Consider the following 14221-nt stretch of genomic DNA (forward strand, 5'->3'; position numbering starts at 1 on the left):
ATGTGATCATAGATCGCCCTGGGGCAGCAAGACGACCAGCGGCGCGCGCACAACTCTGTGATCGCAGGCGGCAGCTGTTGGGAGCAGAGGGAGGGGAGGAACGAAAGGCGCGGCACCTAAGAGGACGCCGCAATCAGGGCTTCCCCGGTCGGCTTGGGACGGCCGGGGAAGCTGCGCGCGATGCTGCGCTACTGCGCGCCTTGGCGCAGGCCTAGGATCCGGCGCGCGGTGGCGGCATCGGCAACGCTACGGCCATTCTGTTCACAGAGGGCCACCACCCGCTGCACCAGCGCCGCGTTCGAGGGCGCGAGGCGATCCTTGTCGAGCCGGATATTGTCCTCGAGCCCGGTGCGGGCATGCCCGCCTGCCGCCACGGACCATTCGTTGAGAACGGATTGGTTTGCCCCGATCCCGGCCGCGCACCAGGGCGCGTCCGCACCGAACAGGCGCTTTACCGTTTCGACGTAGAAATCGAACACCGCCTTGTCTGCAGGCATGGCGTTTTTCACCCCCATGACAAACTGCACATAGGGCGTGTCCGTGATCTGCCCGGTCGCATGCATCTGGGCGGCCTTCAGGATATGCGACAGATCAAAGGCCTCGATCTCGGGCTTGATCTGATAGCTGCGCATTTCAGCGGCGAGCCAGTCGACCAGATCCGGCGGGTTTTCATAGACCCGGTTGGGAAAGTTGTTCGATCCCACCGACAAGGACGCCATGTCCGGTGCAAGTGGCAGCATGCCGCCGCGCGTCTTGCCCGCGCCGGACCGCCCGCCGGTGGAGAACTGGATGATCATCCCCGGGCAGTGCTTTTCGATACCTTCCTTCAGCGCCGCGAACTTGTCCGGATCGCTGGAGGGGATTTCATCGTCGTTGCGCACATGGGCGTGCACGATGGCAGCGCCCGCTTCAAAAGCCTCATGGGTGCTTTCGATCTGTTCGCTGACGGTGATCGGCACGGCGGGATTGTTTTCCTTGCGTGGCAAGCTGCCGGTGATTGCCACGCAGATGATGCAGGGCGCCGTCATGATTTCGGCGCCAGCACGAAGTCGTGCACGACCTCGTAATAGGGGCGGTCGAAACCGGCTGCGCTGATCCGGGCGGGATCTTCGATCAGATCGAACTTGGCCAGCAGGCTTTCCTTCACGCCAAAGACCGCATCGGAGTGGATATAGGGATCATCCGGGTCAAAGATATGGGTGATCAGCGTATCAAATCCGTCTGCCTCGAGGATGTAGTGCAGATGCGCGGGCCGGTAGGGGTGGCGCCCCAGTTGCGTCAGCATCTGCCCCACCGGGCCATCATCGGGGATCGGGTAGTATTTCGGTTTCACGCCTTTGAAATGATAGGTGCCATCGGCCCCGGTGCGGAAGACGCCGCGCAGGTTGAAATCGGGCTGAAGGCCCTTTTGCTGCACGTCGTAGAAACCTTCGTCATTGGCCTGCCAGACGTCGATCTTGGCATTGGCGATGGGTTGGCCATCGGTGCCGGTGATGCGGCCCTTGACCAGCATCGGCTCACCCTTCTGATCCAGGCAGATATCCGCGCCCATGGGCAGCTCCGGCGCGTCCTCGACGTGGAAGGGGCCGAGGACGGTGGATTCCGAGGCGCCGGAGGGTTTGCGGTTGTTGATCGCATCGACCAGCATGGAGACGCCCAGACTGTCGGACAGCAGGATGAACTCCTGCCGCCAGTCGTTGCAGGCGTGGCCCACCTTGGTCAGAAACTGGATTGCCTCGAACCATTCCTCCTGCGTTGGCTCGATCTCCTTCACGGCGGCATGCAGATGCTTTGTCACCACCGCCATGACCTCGGCGAGGCGTTCATTCTTGGCGTTGGCATTGCGGCTGATGACAACCTCTGCCGAGTTTTCTTCGGTGAAATACCCTTGTTCCTGATCGCTCATTGTCGCCTCCTATCGGGCCAGAATGGTTTTGAAGACGCGGGTCAGCTCGGCTTCGGCATTGTCGGGCGCGCCATCGTGACGCCAGCAGACATGCTGGTCGGGGCGGGTGATGATGCAGCCGCTATCGCCGACCTCGCGGGCGCGGGCCCAGTCGCCGGTGTAATCCATGTATTCCTGACGTGGGCCGATGACATGGGCGTTGAGCGTGATGCCGAACTCCTTGGCGATCTTGCTGGCCGCATCGACCCAGGCTTCGCCGCCAAGACCGGTAAAGATGGTGAAGGCACCGCCGCCCGCCAGATCAAGGGTGGAGTGTTTCTGTCCCGCCGCGTCGAACAACCAGGCATGGGGAATGCGTGCCCCGGGCCATGTGGTCGGCTGGTAGTGCAGGTCGGCATCCAGTTTGAAATCCGGCTCGATCTGACCATCGGTCACGGTCGCATCTGACCGGTAACGTTGGTTCATCTCGACGCCATGGGCATCGAACTCGTACTTCTTGAAGGCGATGGCCTTGTTCAGCGCCTCGCGCTGGGCCTCGGCTTCGGGGGTGGAGTCACAGCGGGCGTCCATATTGGCTTTGATCTTGGTAATGTCGGTACCGCCGGTCATGCCGAGGGCTTCGAAGATGGGACCGAATTCGCCGATGGACTGGTTGGCGCGGGTGACGATCTGCTTGGCCACCGGGGCGCGTTCTTCGGAATAGGTTTCCAGCAGCCGTTCCCCGGCCTGACCTTTGACCACGGCGGCAAGTTTCCACGCTAGGTTGAAGGCATCCTGAATCGAGGTATTGGAGCCCAGACCGTTCGACGGCGGGTGGCGGTGGGCGGCGTCGCCCATGATGAAGACACGTCCGCGCGACATCTGGGTGGCGTAGGTGTCGTTCACCGTCCAGGTGTTGGCGCTGAGCAATTCGATCTCAAGCTCGGGATCGCCCACCAGCTGCCGGGCCACATCCGTCGCCATGGCCTCATCCACGTTGGGGGCGGGCTCGTTGATGTCATAGCCCCAGACGATCAGCCATTCGTTCCACGGGCGTACGCAGCGCACCAGCCCCATGCCGATGCCGCCAACATCCGCGCCGGGCTGCATCACCCAGTAAAGGACCGAAGGACGATGGGCGACGTATTTCGACAGGTCCGCCCGGAACACGATGTTCATCGAGCCGCCGACGCCCATCTGGCCTTCGAAGGGCAGGTTTTCATTTTCGGCCACCAGCGAATTGCCACCATCGGCGCCGATCAGGTATTTCGAGCGGATCGTCAGCTCTTGCCCGGTCATCCGGTCATAGCAGGTGGTGGTGACACCTTCAGCGTCCTGCACGTGGCTTTTGTACTCGGTGCTCATCCGCGCCCGGGTGCCGCGTTTGCAGGCGGTTTTGAACAGGATCGGCTCCATGAAGGTCTGCGGCAGATCGTTCATGAAGGTGGGCGAGGAGAGCATGTGCTCGGCCTTGGACAGGGGATGGGTGCCCCAGGATTTCATCCGGCCGATTTCCTCACCAGCAAGGCTTTCGCAAAAGACGTTCTCGCCCATGATGCTCTGGTCCATCGCGTTGAGATAGACCTCGTCTTCGACCTCTTTGCCCAGATCGCGCAGGACCTCCATCGTGCGCTGGTTGGTGATATGGGCGCGCGGGGTATTGGCTAGCCAGTGATAGCGGTTGATCGCGACATTCTCGATGCCATAGCTCGACAACAGTGCCGCCGCGACCGACCCTGCAGGCCCGGTGCCGATGATCAGAACCTCTGTGGTGATGTCAGCCATGTTTATTCCTCCGATGGTGATAGTTTGCCGCCCCGCAGGGTTCGGCGAATTGGGAAAAGGTGCAGCCCTGTACGCTCGGAGATCAGTCCCCAGAGCCCACGCGGGGCGATCAGCATGATGGCAATGGCCAGAAGGCCCAGCGTCAGCAGGTACCAGCTGCCGAAATCGGCCAGCAGGGATTGCAGCGCAAAGAAAATGAGAACGCCTAGGATCGGACCTTCGATGGTGCCGATGCCGCCGATCACCACGATGAACAGGACATAGGCGGTCCAGTCGGTGACGCTGAAGGCGGCGTCGGGCGAAATCCGGGCTTTTTGCAGGTAGATCAGCGCCCCGGTGAGGCCGGTGCCAAAGGCCGAGGTCAGGAACACCACCAGCTTCATGCGTCCGGCGTCGACGCCAACGGATTTGGCCGCTTCGGTGTTGTCACGCACCGCAGCGAGGGCCAGTCCGTTCTTGCTGCGCAGCAGCCAGTAGATGCCGCCGATCGTCGCCAGCGCCAGCACCAGCGCCAGCCAATAGGCGAGGATATCGCGCGCCGCAGCAGAGCGCACGTCCAGCACCTCTTCGATCATCTCGACCAGCCACATGTCGCGGGTGGCGCTGCGCGGCAGTGAGGTGCCGGTGCCGCCGCCAAGCGTCTTCCACTGGGCGACGCTGAGGCGGACAACCTCGGCGATGACCCATGTCCCAATGGCAAAGTAGGCGCCGTTCAGGCGGAAGGCGAAAAATGCGGTGGGCACGGCAATCACCAGCGCCGCGATGCCGCCCAGAAGGATGGCGGAAACCGGATCAAGCCCCCAAAGGATCACGCCGCCAAACAGCGCATAGGCGCCCATGCCGACGAATGCCTGCTGACCGATGCTGACGAGACCGCCATAGCCCGCCAGAAGGTTCCAGAACTGCGCCAGCACCAGCATTGTCAGGATAAAGAACATGTCCTGAATGGTGCCGCGCCCGGCAAAGAAGGGCAGGGCCGCCAAGATCAGCGTGCCGCCAAGGCCAAGAATTGCCGCGATGCGCGAGACTGGGGTTCGGGTGGATACAGTATATGTCATGTCTGCCCCCTTTAGTCGTGTGCCCGGGGGAACAGCCCCCGCGGTTTGATCAGCAGCACCAGAAGGAAGGCGACATGCCCGGCCAGGATTTGCCATTCCGGAGTGATCGCGGCCCCGAGGGTCTGCGCCACCCCGATGATGATGCCGCCCGCCAGCGTGCCCCAGAGAGAGCCAAGCCCGCCGATGATCACCGCCTCGAAGGCATAGATCAGCCGGGCCGGTCCGATGTTGGGGTCGAAGTTGGCGCGCAGGCCCAGGTAAAGGGCGGCGATGGTCACGATGATCAATGCGATCCCGGTCGCGGTCGCAAAGATGTTTGCGGGCTTGATCCCCATCAGGCTGGCCGTGGTCGGATCATCCGAGGTGGCGCGGAAGGCGCGCCCCAGTTCGGTGCGGTAGAACAACTGGTTCAGCCCGACGATGACCAGAACGGCAGAGGCAAAGGTCAGCAGCGGCATCACGCCAAGCGAGATCGGCCCCATCTGCACCGACGCCGTGGTCAGCGCGTTGGGCGGCAGGCGCTGGCTGTCGGCGGAGAAGACTTCCAAGAGCGCGTTTTGCAGCGCAATCGATAGACCAAAGGTGATCAGCAGCGGCGGCAGGATGTCATCGCCCAGCGTCCGGTTCAGCAGGAACTTCTGCAAGGCCCAGCCAAGGAGGAACATCACCGGCATGGCAATGAGCAGCGCCAGAAAGGGAGAGATCCCGAGCAGCGTCACCAGCAACAGGATCAGGTAGGCACCCATCACGATCAGATCGCCATGCGCGAGGTTCACCAGCCGCATGATGCCGAACACCAGGCTCAGCCCGGCGGCAAAAAGGGCATAAAGGCCACCCAGAAGGATGCCTTGGATTATCGTGTCGATCCAGATCATGCGGCTGCTCCGAAATAGGCGTCGTGGATGGCCTCGCGGCTGAGGCTCTCGGGGGTGCCGGACAGGGTGATGCGGCCTTCCATCATGCAGTAGACGCGGTCGGCGACGGCCATGGCCTGGGCGATGTCCTGTTCCACCACCACCAGCGAGGCGCCCGCCGCCTTGATCGCCGGGACGGCGGCGTAGATGTCCTTGATCACCACCGGGGCAAGGCCAAGGCTGATCTCATCACACAAGAGAACCCGCGGGTTGCTCATCAGGGCGCGGCCGATGGCGACCATCTGCTGTTGCCCGCCCGACAGGGCCGTGCCGGGGCTGTTGCGGCGCTCCCGCAGGATGGGGAACAGATCGTAGACGGTGTTTAGCGTCCAGTGGCCGCCTTTTTTGCGCCCGTAGGTGCCGATCAGGAGGTTCTCCTCGACCGAGAGAGAGGGGAACAGCTTGCGCCCTTCGGGCACCATGGCGACGCCCTGCGCCATGATTTCATCAGCGGGCTGCGCGCCAACGGGGCGGCCATCGTAGGTGACCGCCTCGGCTGCATTGCGCAGCACCCCGGCAATCGAGCGCATCAGCGTGGTCTTACCTGCGCCATTGGCGCCGATGATGGCCACGGTTTCCGCCTCTTCAAGGGTGATATCCACCCCGAACAGGGCCTGAAAATCACCGTAGTGGGCGGTCAGGTTATGGGTTTCCAGCAATGACATCAGACTTCGATCCCCAGATAGATTTGCTGCACTTCGCGGCTGGCCATGATGGTGTCGGGGTCACCCAGACCGATGACCTTGCCGAAATCGAGCACCAGCAGGCGCTCCACCACCGAGGTGAGCGCGTGCAGGACATGCTCGATCCAGATGATCGTCACGCCCTGCGCGTGGATGTCCCGGATGGTACCGATCAGCGACTGGCACTCGGCCTCGGTCAGGCCGCCTGCGATTTCGTCCAGCAGCAACAGTTTGGGCTGGGTCGCCATGGCGCGGGCCAGTTCCAGACGCTTGCGCTCCAGTAGCGACAACTGTCCGGCCGGGGTGTTGGCACGCCGGATCATCTCCGTGCGTTCCAGGATATCGGCGCAATCGTCCCGCACGGCGGCCTCACCCAGGCGGCGGCCATGGGTGGCGGCGACCAGAAGGTTTTCGTAGACGGTCAGTTTTTCGAACGGCTGCGGGATCTGGAAGGAACGCCCGATTCCCGCCATGCAGCGGTCCATTGCCGAGGTGCGGGTGACGTCGCGCCTTTCGAAATTGATGGTGCCAGAATTGGCGGTCAGGTTGCCGGTGATCAGGTTGAACAGCGTCGATTTCCCGGCGCCATTGGGGCCGATGATACCCAGCGCCTGGCCCTGTGGCACCTCGAAGGTGACATCGTCGGTCACGGTCAGGGCGCCAAAGCTTTTTGAAACCGATTGGAGAGAGAGGATCGACATGAAAGGTCCTTTGCCAGTCCGCAGGACGGGGTGTGAAAAGGCCGGGGGAGGGCGCGGGTCCTACGTGCAGCAGGACCCGCAAGGGCAGGATGGGATCAGGAAATCTCTTCCATCTTGCCGCCGGTCGGGATCTCCGGGTGATCGGAGTTGTCCACCACCACGAGATCATAGCTGCCATCGTCCTGAAGCCGCCACTGACCGCCCACAAGCGGGGTCTTGGCGACATTCGCGGCGGCGAATGGCGGCAGGCCCTTGCCGTCGAATGCGATGCGTCCGACCATCGAATCCAGCTGCGTTGCGGCGATCGCGGCGGCGACCTCATCCGGGTCGCGGCTGTCTTCGACGCGGCCCATGACACTAGCCGCCATTTCGAACAGCGCGTGCACGAAACCGATGGGCTGGGTCCACTGCTTGCCCGTCGCCTGGCTATAGCCTGCGGCCAGATCGGCAGCGGATTGCCCGGTCAGGGAGGAAGAGAACGGATGGTTCGGTGACCACCAGACCTCGGAGGACAGGTTGTGCCCCTGATCGCCTAGAGCCTCGACCGCCTGCGGGAATAGGATGGCCTTGCCGATGCTTGCGGCCTTGGGGGTGAAGCCCTGCTGTTTGGCCTGTGTCCAGAAGGTGGTGAAATCCGGCGGGATCGGGACGCCGGTGACGATTTCGGCATTCGCCGCCTTGAAGGCATTGATCTGGGCGCTGAAATCATCAGTGAGGTTCTGGTAGCGACCGGTGTCGGTCAGAGTATACCCTTGCGCGTCCAGCACTGGCGGGAAGCCTACGTTCGGATCGCCCCAGGCATTGCCGTCGCCATCGTTGGGGAAGATCGCACCAACCGATTTATTGGTGTCGAGCTGGTTCCACATTGCCGTGAAGGTGGAAATCACGTCTTCCAGCCCCCAGAAGAAGTGAAAGCTGAAATCAAACGGCCGCCAGCTGCCGGGATCGCCCGGGTTGCCCTGCTGGCCGATGAAATAGGGCTGCCACGGGGCCACGGTGGAGATCACCGGGATTTCCTCGGCCTCGCAGGTGGTGGCGACCGGATTGGTCGTCTCGGGGGTAGAGGCGACGAGCATCATGTCGATCTCGTCGTCGATGATCAGTTCCTTGGCGACCTCTGCGGCGCGGTTGGGGTTGGACTGGCTGTCCTTGACGATCACTTCGAAGTTGCTGCCTGCATCCGAGGCTAGAAAACCCTCGATGATGAACCGGTCGGCGTCCGAAAATGCGGCCAGCGGGCCGGATTGCGGGCTGACATAGCCCAGCCGGATCTTGGCATCCCGGGCCAGAGCTGGTGCCGCCAGCCCCCCGGCAGCAAGCGTGAGGCCGGTGGCGGCGGTGGATTTGAGCAGTTTACGGCGTGTAATCATGATGTCCTCCCTGACGTCATCAAAAGTGTTCGCGAAGCCCCGGTTCAGTGGGCAGGTGGCGTTCCCGCCCAGGCCGCCTGCAACAGCGCGCGGATATCGTCGCGCGTGACAGGCTGCGGATTGGGGTAGGGTTTGGTGGTGGCCAGTTCGGCGGCGCGGTCCAGGTCTTCCTCCTTCAGACCCAGATCGCGCAGCGCCAGCGGCGCCCCGAGTTTTTGTGCAAAGTCATACAAGGCGCGCCCGGCATTCTCGCCGCCCAGAAGATCGCAAATCGGCAGCAGTTCGGTCGCTGCCGCGCGGGCGTTATAGGCAATGGCATGGGGCAGAACGATTGCGTGGGTTTCGGCGTGGGGTAGGTCGAATGAGCCGCCCAGCGTGTGGCACAGCTTGTGATGCAGGGCCATGCCGACCTGGCCCAGCACCGTGCCACAGGCCCAGGCGCCGCGCTGCGTCTCGGCGCGGGCTGCGAGATCCGTAGGCGCGGCCAGAACGCGGGGCAGGCCGTCGACGAAGGCCTTCAGCCCTTCGATGGCCAAATGCACCGTCTTTTCGGTGCGGTCGCGCGCATAAAGTGCCTCGGCTGCATGCGCCATGGCGTTGAGCGCCGAGGTCACGGTCATGGCAACCGGCAGCGTCGCGACGCGCTCGGGGTCATAGAGGATGACTTCGGGCAGCACCTCGGGGTGGCTCAGCGTCGTCTTGATGCCGTTCTCGGTCTGACCGAGGATCGGCGTTGCCTCACTGCCGGCGTAGGTGGTCGGGATCACGATCTGCGGCAGGCCTGTGCGATAGGCGATTGCCTTGCCCAGCCCGATGGTCGAGCCGCCGCCGATTGAGATGATGCAGTCCGCTGCGACCTCTTTGGCGTGGGCCATGGCCGCATTGGTGACGGTGACGGGGGTGTGCATCGCCGCCTGACAGAAGACGCCAGCGGCCAGTTCGCCCAGTGTTTCGGCCATTTCCAGCGCTGCGTCGGATTGCTGAGGGGTGGACAGAACCAGGGCGTTCTTCGCGCCCAGCCGCTGAGTCTCTGCGACAAGGATGTCCTTCACCCCAGCCTGGAATACAACGCGCACACCATCTGTTGCGGTTTCTGCCTCTTGTGTCATTTCAGACCTTTCTCCTCCGGTTGTGCCGGACGTTAAACCTCAGTGAATGGTCTGTTGATCGAGATTACGGCATTTAATATACCACGATGTTATGTACATCGATCCCAATCACCTGCGCATCCTGGCAGCGATCGTCGACTCGGGCGGGCTAAGTGAAGGCGCGGCCGCGCTAAACAAATCCCAGCCCAGCCTGTCGCGCACGGTTGCGATGCTGGAGTCGCGGCTCGGTTCACGATTATTTGAAAAGGGTATCCGGCCGCTGCGGCCGACCGAGCTGTGTCTGTCGCTGGCCGAACAGGGCCGGGTGATCGGTCAGGCAAGTGAGGCGGCGCGCATCGCAGCCGAGCTTTATTCAGGGGGCAAGGCGGGCACTGCGCGGATCGCCGGGACGCCCATCTTCATGGATGGAGTGATCTCCTACATGATCGCGTCGTTCCAATCTGCTTTCCCGGATGTGGCGATTCAGCAAAGCTATGGCTATTTCGCGGAGCTGTCCGAGCAGCTGAAGACGGGGAACATCGATCTGGCGATCTGCCCGATGCGGGGCGATGACATCCCGGAGGAGCTGTCGTTCGAGCCGATCCTGCGCGGGCGCAACGTGATTGCTTGTGCTCCGTCGCACCCATTGGCGCGTAAATCCACGTTTCGATTGGAAGATATCGCCCAATACCCTTGGATCGCCCCCCCGGCGGGCAGCCCTCTATATGCGGACCTTAAAAACGCGCTGGAGATCGTAGGCATCACCGATTTCCGCGTCAGTTTTACTGGCGGCTCGCTGGCGGCGATCCTGCGCATCATGTCCGGATCGGATGCGCTGACGGTGCTGCCTTATTCAGTGGTGTTCATGCAGCGACCGTCCAATATGGTCACAGCGCTGCCGGTGAAGCTTGAACACCCGGACCGGCAACTGGGTTTGCTCTGGCGCAACGACCGCCCGGTGCGCCCCGCGGTGTCCCGGTTTCAGAAGTTCCTCAAGGGTGAGTTTTCCGGTCTGGCCGACAGGATCGACGTTCGTGGCCGCGAAGCCGTCTGGCGGCGGTGACACCTGCCTGTGTGGGCGGCCCGCGAGTGCGAGGCCTGCTCAATCTGACGAGGGGCGGTGCATTTGGACTTGCGCAGTTGCGGCGGCCTGCGTTAAGGCGCAAGCCTTACTGGTCGTCTGGGGTCGCCCCAATCGAACTGCTGGTGAGAGGGGCGGGGTCGCGGCAAAGACCCCATGAAAGAAATCGGTTAATTCTCCGGTTTCTGTCCCGCCGAATTTCTGAGGTTTGCCATCTCGGACGTGTGGGATTTGTTACCGGATTGCGGGCCACGTTAAACACACCGCTAAAGAGGTCAGGACGCAAAGGAACCCCTTTCGCTTGGCCGAATGGGGTTTTTTATTGCGCCGACGCGCAGGAGTGTGTGCCATGAACGACACGAACGACAGCAACTGGAACAGCCGCACCAAACTGGTGCACGGCGGCACCCGCCGCAGCCAATGGGGCGAGGTGAGCGAAGCGATCTTCCTGACTCAGGGCTTTGTCTATGACAGCGCCGAACAGGCCGAAGCCCGGTTCATCGAAACCGGCCCGGATGAGTTCATCTATGCCCGCTATGGCAACCCGACCGTGGCGATGTTCGAAGAGCGGATGGCCGCTCTTGAGGGCGCCGAGGATGCCTTTGCCACCGCTTCTGGCATGGCAGCGGTCAATGGCGCGCTGACCTCGCTTCTTAAGGCGGGCGATCACGTTGTTTCGGCGCGGGCGCTGTTTGGCTCTTGCCTTTATATCCTTGAAAACATCCTGACCCGCTTCGGAGTCGAAGTGACATTCGTCGATGGAACCGATCTGGAGCAATGGCGCGCTGCGGTACGACCGGACACCAAGGCGGTATTCTTTGAATCCATGTCGAACCCGACGCTGGAAGTGATCGACGTGGCTGCGGTCGCGGAAATCGCCCATGCCGTCGGCGCGACGGTAGTGGTGGACAACGTGTTCTCGACGCCGGTCTTCTCTGACGCCATCGCACAAGGCGCGGATGTGGTGGTCTACTCGGCCACCAAACATATCGACGGTCAGGGCCGGGTTCTGGGCGGTGTCATCCTTGGCACACGCGATTTCATCCGCGGCACGGTTGAGCCCTATATGAAGCACACCGGCGGTTCCCTTAGCCCGTTCAACGCCTGGACGCTGCTAAAGGGGCTGGAGACGATTTCCCTGCGGGTGAATGCACAGGCCGAAACGGCGCTGCAGATTGCGACTGCCCTTCAGGGGCATCCGAAGCTGGCGCGGACGATCTATCCCGGCCTAGTCGATCATGCCCAGAACGCGCTGGTTCAGCGGCAACTGGGCGGTAAGGGCGGAACGGTCCTGTCGCTGGATCTGAAAGATGGCAAGGAGGCGGCCTTTGCCTTCCTGAACGCCCTGACCATTCCGGTGATTTCCAACAATCTGGGGGATGCGAAATCCATCGCAACCCATCCGGCCACCACCACCCACCAGCGGCTGCCCGATGATCAGAAGGTGGCGCTGGGCATCACGCCGGGTCTGGTGCGCTTCTCGGTTGGGCTTGAGGATCCGGAGGATCTGATTGCGGATCTGACGCAGGCATTGGATGCCTGCGGCGGCTGAAGTGTTGGGGACGCCCCGGCCCGCGTTGTTCGCGGGCCGGGGCGGGCATACTTGCAGTGCGGGGTCAGTTCCGGGCCGGAACCTGCCGTATTTGTCTGATCCATTTTGTGTTTTCCCGCGTAACAGAGTAATACTGAACATCGCTGCGCCCCGGGGCGTAGCAGCAGCGGAGGAAGTGGTCGTATGAATATCCATATGCGCGGCGTGGACGAGACACCGGACCGGACCGAGGCAGAGGCGGCTCTTGAGACGCTTCGCCAATGGGCCGCGACAGCCACCCAGACGGAAATTGCGCAGCTTGACCCAGCCGTTGCCCGGCTTCTGCCAGAGCGGGCGGTGCAGAACTACCCCGATCTGTCGCGCAACTACCCCGACGATTTTGTGGCGGATGAGGGCTATCGCGCCACATTGCCCGACCTGCAGAACGGCCCTTCCAGCCTGATCCGCGGCGCCAATGAGCAGATCCAGCATGTGGGGATCTCCAACTTCCGCCTGCCGATTCGCTTTCACACACGGGACAATGGCGATCTGACGCTGGAAACCAGCGTGACTGGCACCGTCAGCCTTGAGGCCGACAAGAAGGGCATCAACATGTCCCGGATTATGCGGTCCTTTTACAAACACGCAGAAAAGACCTTTAGCTTTGAGGTGATCGAGGCCGCGCTTGAGGATTACCTCAGTGATCTCGGCAGCATGGACGCGCGCATCCAGATGCGGTTCTCCTTCCCGGTGAAGATCGACAGCCTGCGTTCGGGCCTGTCGGGCTATCAATATTACGATATCGCGCTGGAGCTGGTGGATCGGGATGGGGTGCGCAACAAGATCGTGCATCTGGACTATGTCTATTCCTCAACCTGCCCCTGTTCGCTGGAATTGTCGGAACACGCGCGCCAGTCGCGCGGGCAACTGGCAACCCCGCATTCGCAGCGGTCGGTGGCGCGGCTGTCGGTGCAGATCGACCCCGAGGCCCCCTGCCTGTGGTTCGAGGATCTGATCGATCATTGTCGCCGCGCGGTGCCCACCGAGACTCAGGTCATGGTCAAGCGCGAGGACGAACAGGCCTTTGCCGAACTGAACGCTGCCAACCCGATCTTTGTCGAGGATGCTGCGCGCCTGTTCTGCGAAGCCCTGCAAAGCGATCCGCGCATTGGCGATTTTCGCGTGGTGGCCAGCCATCAGGAAAGCCTGCACAGCCACGATGCAGTCAGCGTGCTGACCCAAGGGCCACTGTTTGCCGAAACCAGCCTTGATCCGGGTCTGTTCTCGACCCTGATCCATCGGGGGTAACAGGTTGGCAGCGGCGCACGTTGCGCCGCCTCCTGCCTGTTCCGGTATCACTCAAGCACGAATTTCCGCGGCAATGCCGCATTTTTTGCTGCGTTGCCGCATTCTCGTGTTAGCCTTCCATCAGGTCCGGACCCTGATGGCTACGGAATCCTTCTGCTGGCCAGATATCAATGCCGGATCTCTTTGATGTAAGGAGTTCCCGATGTTCTTTTCGCCCATCCTCCAAGATCAGCCTGCAACGCTGCCGCAATGGGTCGGCTATTCTGCCGGGACACAGTTGCGATGCTGGCGTGCGATGACGGCGCTGGCGGTTCAGGCGCCTTATGAACAGATACGCCTGACGCATGTACTGATGACCGCCGGAACGGCGGTGTTCAGACCGGCTGCTGTTGCTGCTCCGGCCCCGGCGCCGCAAAAAGCGAAAACACCTGCGAAACGGGCAACCGGCGAACGTCCGGCCGCCAAAACCAAGACCCCTGCGCGGCGTCCGGCACGCAAAAGTAAAGCCGCCCCGGCGGCCAGGACTACGGCGCGCAAATCGCCTGCTGCCAAACCAGCCGCAGAGAAACCGGTCGCGGCCAGACCCGCAACGCCCAAGGCGGCTGCCACCACAGCGACTGCGAGTAGGACTGAGAACAAGGCAGCGGCCCGCAAGGCGACGACAACCAAGCCTGCGGCGACAACGCCTAAGTCGACAGCGGCAAAGACGACCGCGCCCAAAACATCGCCTGCTAAGCCTGCACCAGCGACACGAACACCCACCAAGACCGCAGCAGCAAAACCCGCACAGGCAAAAGCTTCCCCAACGAAACCTTCC

The 14221-nt window shown here is 62.4% G+C and carries 12 protein-coding genes and 1 riboswitch; of the genes, 3 read left to right on the forward strand and 9 right to left on the reverse strand.

Annotated elements, in window-relative coordinates:
• Positions 1 to 188: 188 nt before the first annotated feature.
• The 9 genes from AC5SSZ_RS03590 to AC5SSZ_RS03630 all read right to left on the reverse strand — a co-directional run bounded on the left by AC5SSZ_RS03590 (position 189) and on the right by AC5SSZ_RS03630 (position 9505).
• Positions 189 to 1028 (reverse strand): 3-oxoadipate:acetyl-CoA acetyltransferase, encoded by an 840-nt coding sequence (locus AC5SSZ_RS03590; RefSeq protein WP_495436987.1) that lies wholly within the window; start codon positions 1026 to 1028, stop codon positions 189 to 191.
• Positions 1025 to 1906, reverse strand: coding sequence for an intradiol ring-cleavage dioxygenase (locus AC5SSZ_RS03595; protein ID WP_274828306.1), 882 nt, complete (start codon positions 1904 to 1906; stop codon positions 1025 to 1027). Before AC5SSZ_RS03595 ends, AC5SSZ_RS03590 begins: the two co-directional genes overlap by 4 nt.
• 9 nt (positions 1907 to 1915) lie before the next feature.
• On the reverse strand, positions 1916 to 3670 hold the full coding sequence (locus AC5SSZ_RS03600) for an FAD-dependent oxidoreductase (protein ID WP_495436990.1): 1755 nt from the start codon (positions 3668 to 3670) through the stop codon (positions 1916 to 1918).
• A 2-nt stretch (positions 3671 to 3672) separates the two neighbouring features.
• Entirely contained in the window at positions 3673 to 4728 is a 1056-nt protein-coding gene (locus AC5SSZ_RS03605) for a branched-chain amino acid ABC transporter permease (RefSeq protein WP_065270841.1), read from the reverse strand.
• Positions 4729 to 4739: 11 nt separating this feature from the next.
• Complete coding sequence (locus tag AC5SSZ_RS03610; protein WP_065270840.1) at positions 4740 to 5603, reverse strand: branched-chain amino acid ABC transporter permease; 864 nt, start codon at positions 5601 to 5603, stop codon at positions 4740 to 4742.
• A complete protein-coding gene (locus AC5SSZ_RS03615) occupies positions 5600 to 6307 on the reverse strand; it encodes an ABC transporter ATP-binding protein (RefSeq protein ID WP_274867273.1) in 708 nt (235 codons plus the stop codon). The genes AC5SSZ_RS03610 and AC5SSZ_RS03615 overlap by 4 nt, the downstream gene beginning before the upstream one ends.
• Positions 6307 to 7026 (reverse strand): ABC transporter ATP-binding protein, encoded by a 720-nt coding sequence (locus AC5SSZ_RS03620; protein WP_495436993.1) that lies wholly within the window; start codon positions 7024 to 7026, stop codon positions 6307 to 6309. Before AC5SSZ_RS03620 ends, AC5SSZ_RS03615 begins: the two co-directional genes overlap by 1 nt.
• Before the next feature lie 95 nt (positions 7027 to 7121).
• The gene (locus tag AC5SSZ_RS03625; RefSeq protein WP_495436995.1) at positions 7122 to 8396 is read right to left on the reverse strand and encodes an ABC transporter substrate-binding protein; all 1275 of its coding nucleotides are present in this window, start codon (positions 8394 to 8396) and stop codon (positions 7122 to 7124) included.
• Between the two features lie 44 nt (positions 8397 to 8440).
• A complete protein-coding gene (locus AC5SSZ_RS03630) occupies positions 8441 to 9505 on the reverse strand; it encodes a maleylacetate reductase (protein WP_495436997.1) in 1065 nt (354 codons plus the stop codon).
• 91 nt (positions 9506 to 9596) lie between these two features.
• On the opposite strand from AC5SSZ_RS03630, the gene AC5SSZ_RS03635 reads away from it, so the two are divergent.
• The 3 genes from AC5SSZ_RS03635 (at position 9597) to folE2 (ending at position 13404) form a co-directional block, all read left to right on the forward strand.
• The gene (locus AC5SSZ_RS03635; protein WP_065270835.1) at positions 9597 to 10547 is read left to right on the forward strand and encodes a LysR family transcriptional regulator; all 951 of its coding nucleotides are present in this window, start codon (positions 9597 to 9599) and stop codon (positions 10545 to 10547) included.
• A 232-nt stretch (positions 10548 to 10779) separates the two neighbouring features.
• Positions 10780 to 10856: riboswitch (SAM riboswitch) on the forward strand.
• 58 nt (positions 10857 to 10914) lie between these two features.
• Complete coding sequence (gene metZ, locus AC5SSZ_RS03640) at positions 10915 to 12117, forward strand: O-succinylhomoserine sulfhydrylase (protein ID WP_495437000.1); 1203 nt, start codon at positions 10915 to 10917, stop codon at positions 12115 to 12117.
• Between the two features lie 183 nt (positions 12118 to 12300).
• Entirely contained in the window at positions 12301 to 13404 is a 1104-nt protein-coding gene (gene folE2, locus AC5SSZ_RS03645) for a GTP cyclohydrolase FolE2 (protein ID WP_495437002.1), read from the forward strand.
• Positions 13405 to 14221: the final 817 nt, after the last annotated feature.

It is taken from the genome of Phaeobacter sp. CC-HEC084 (assembly GCF_059429255.1).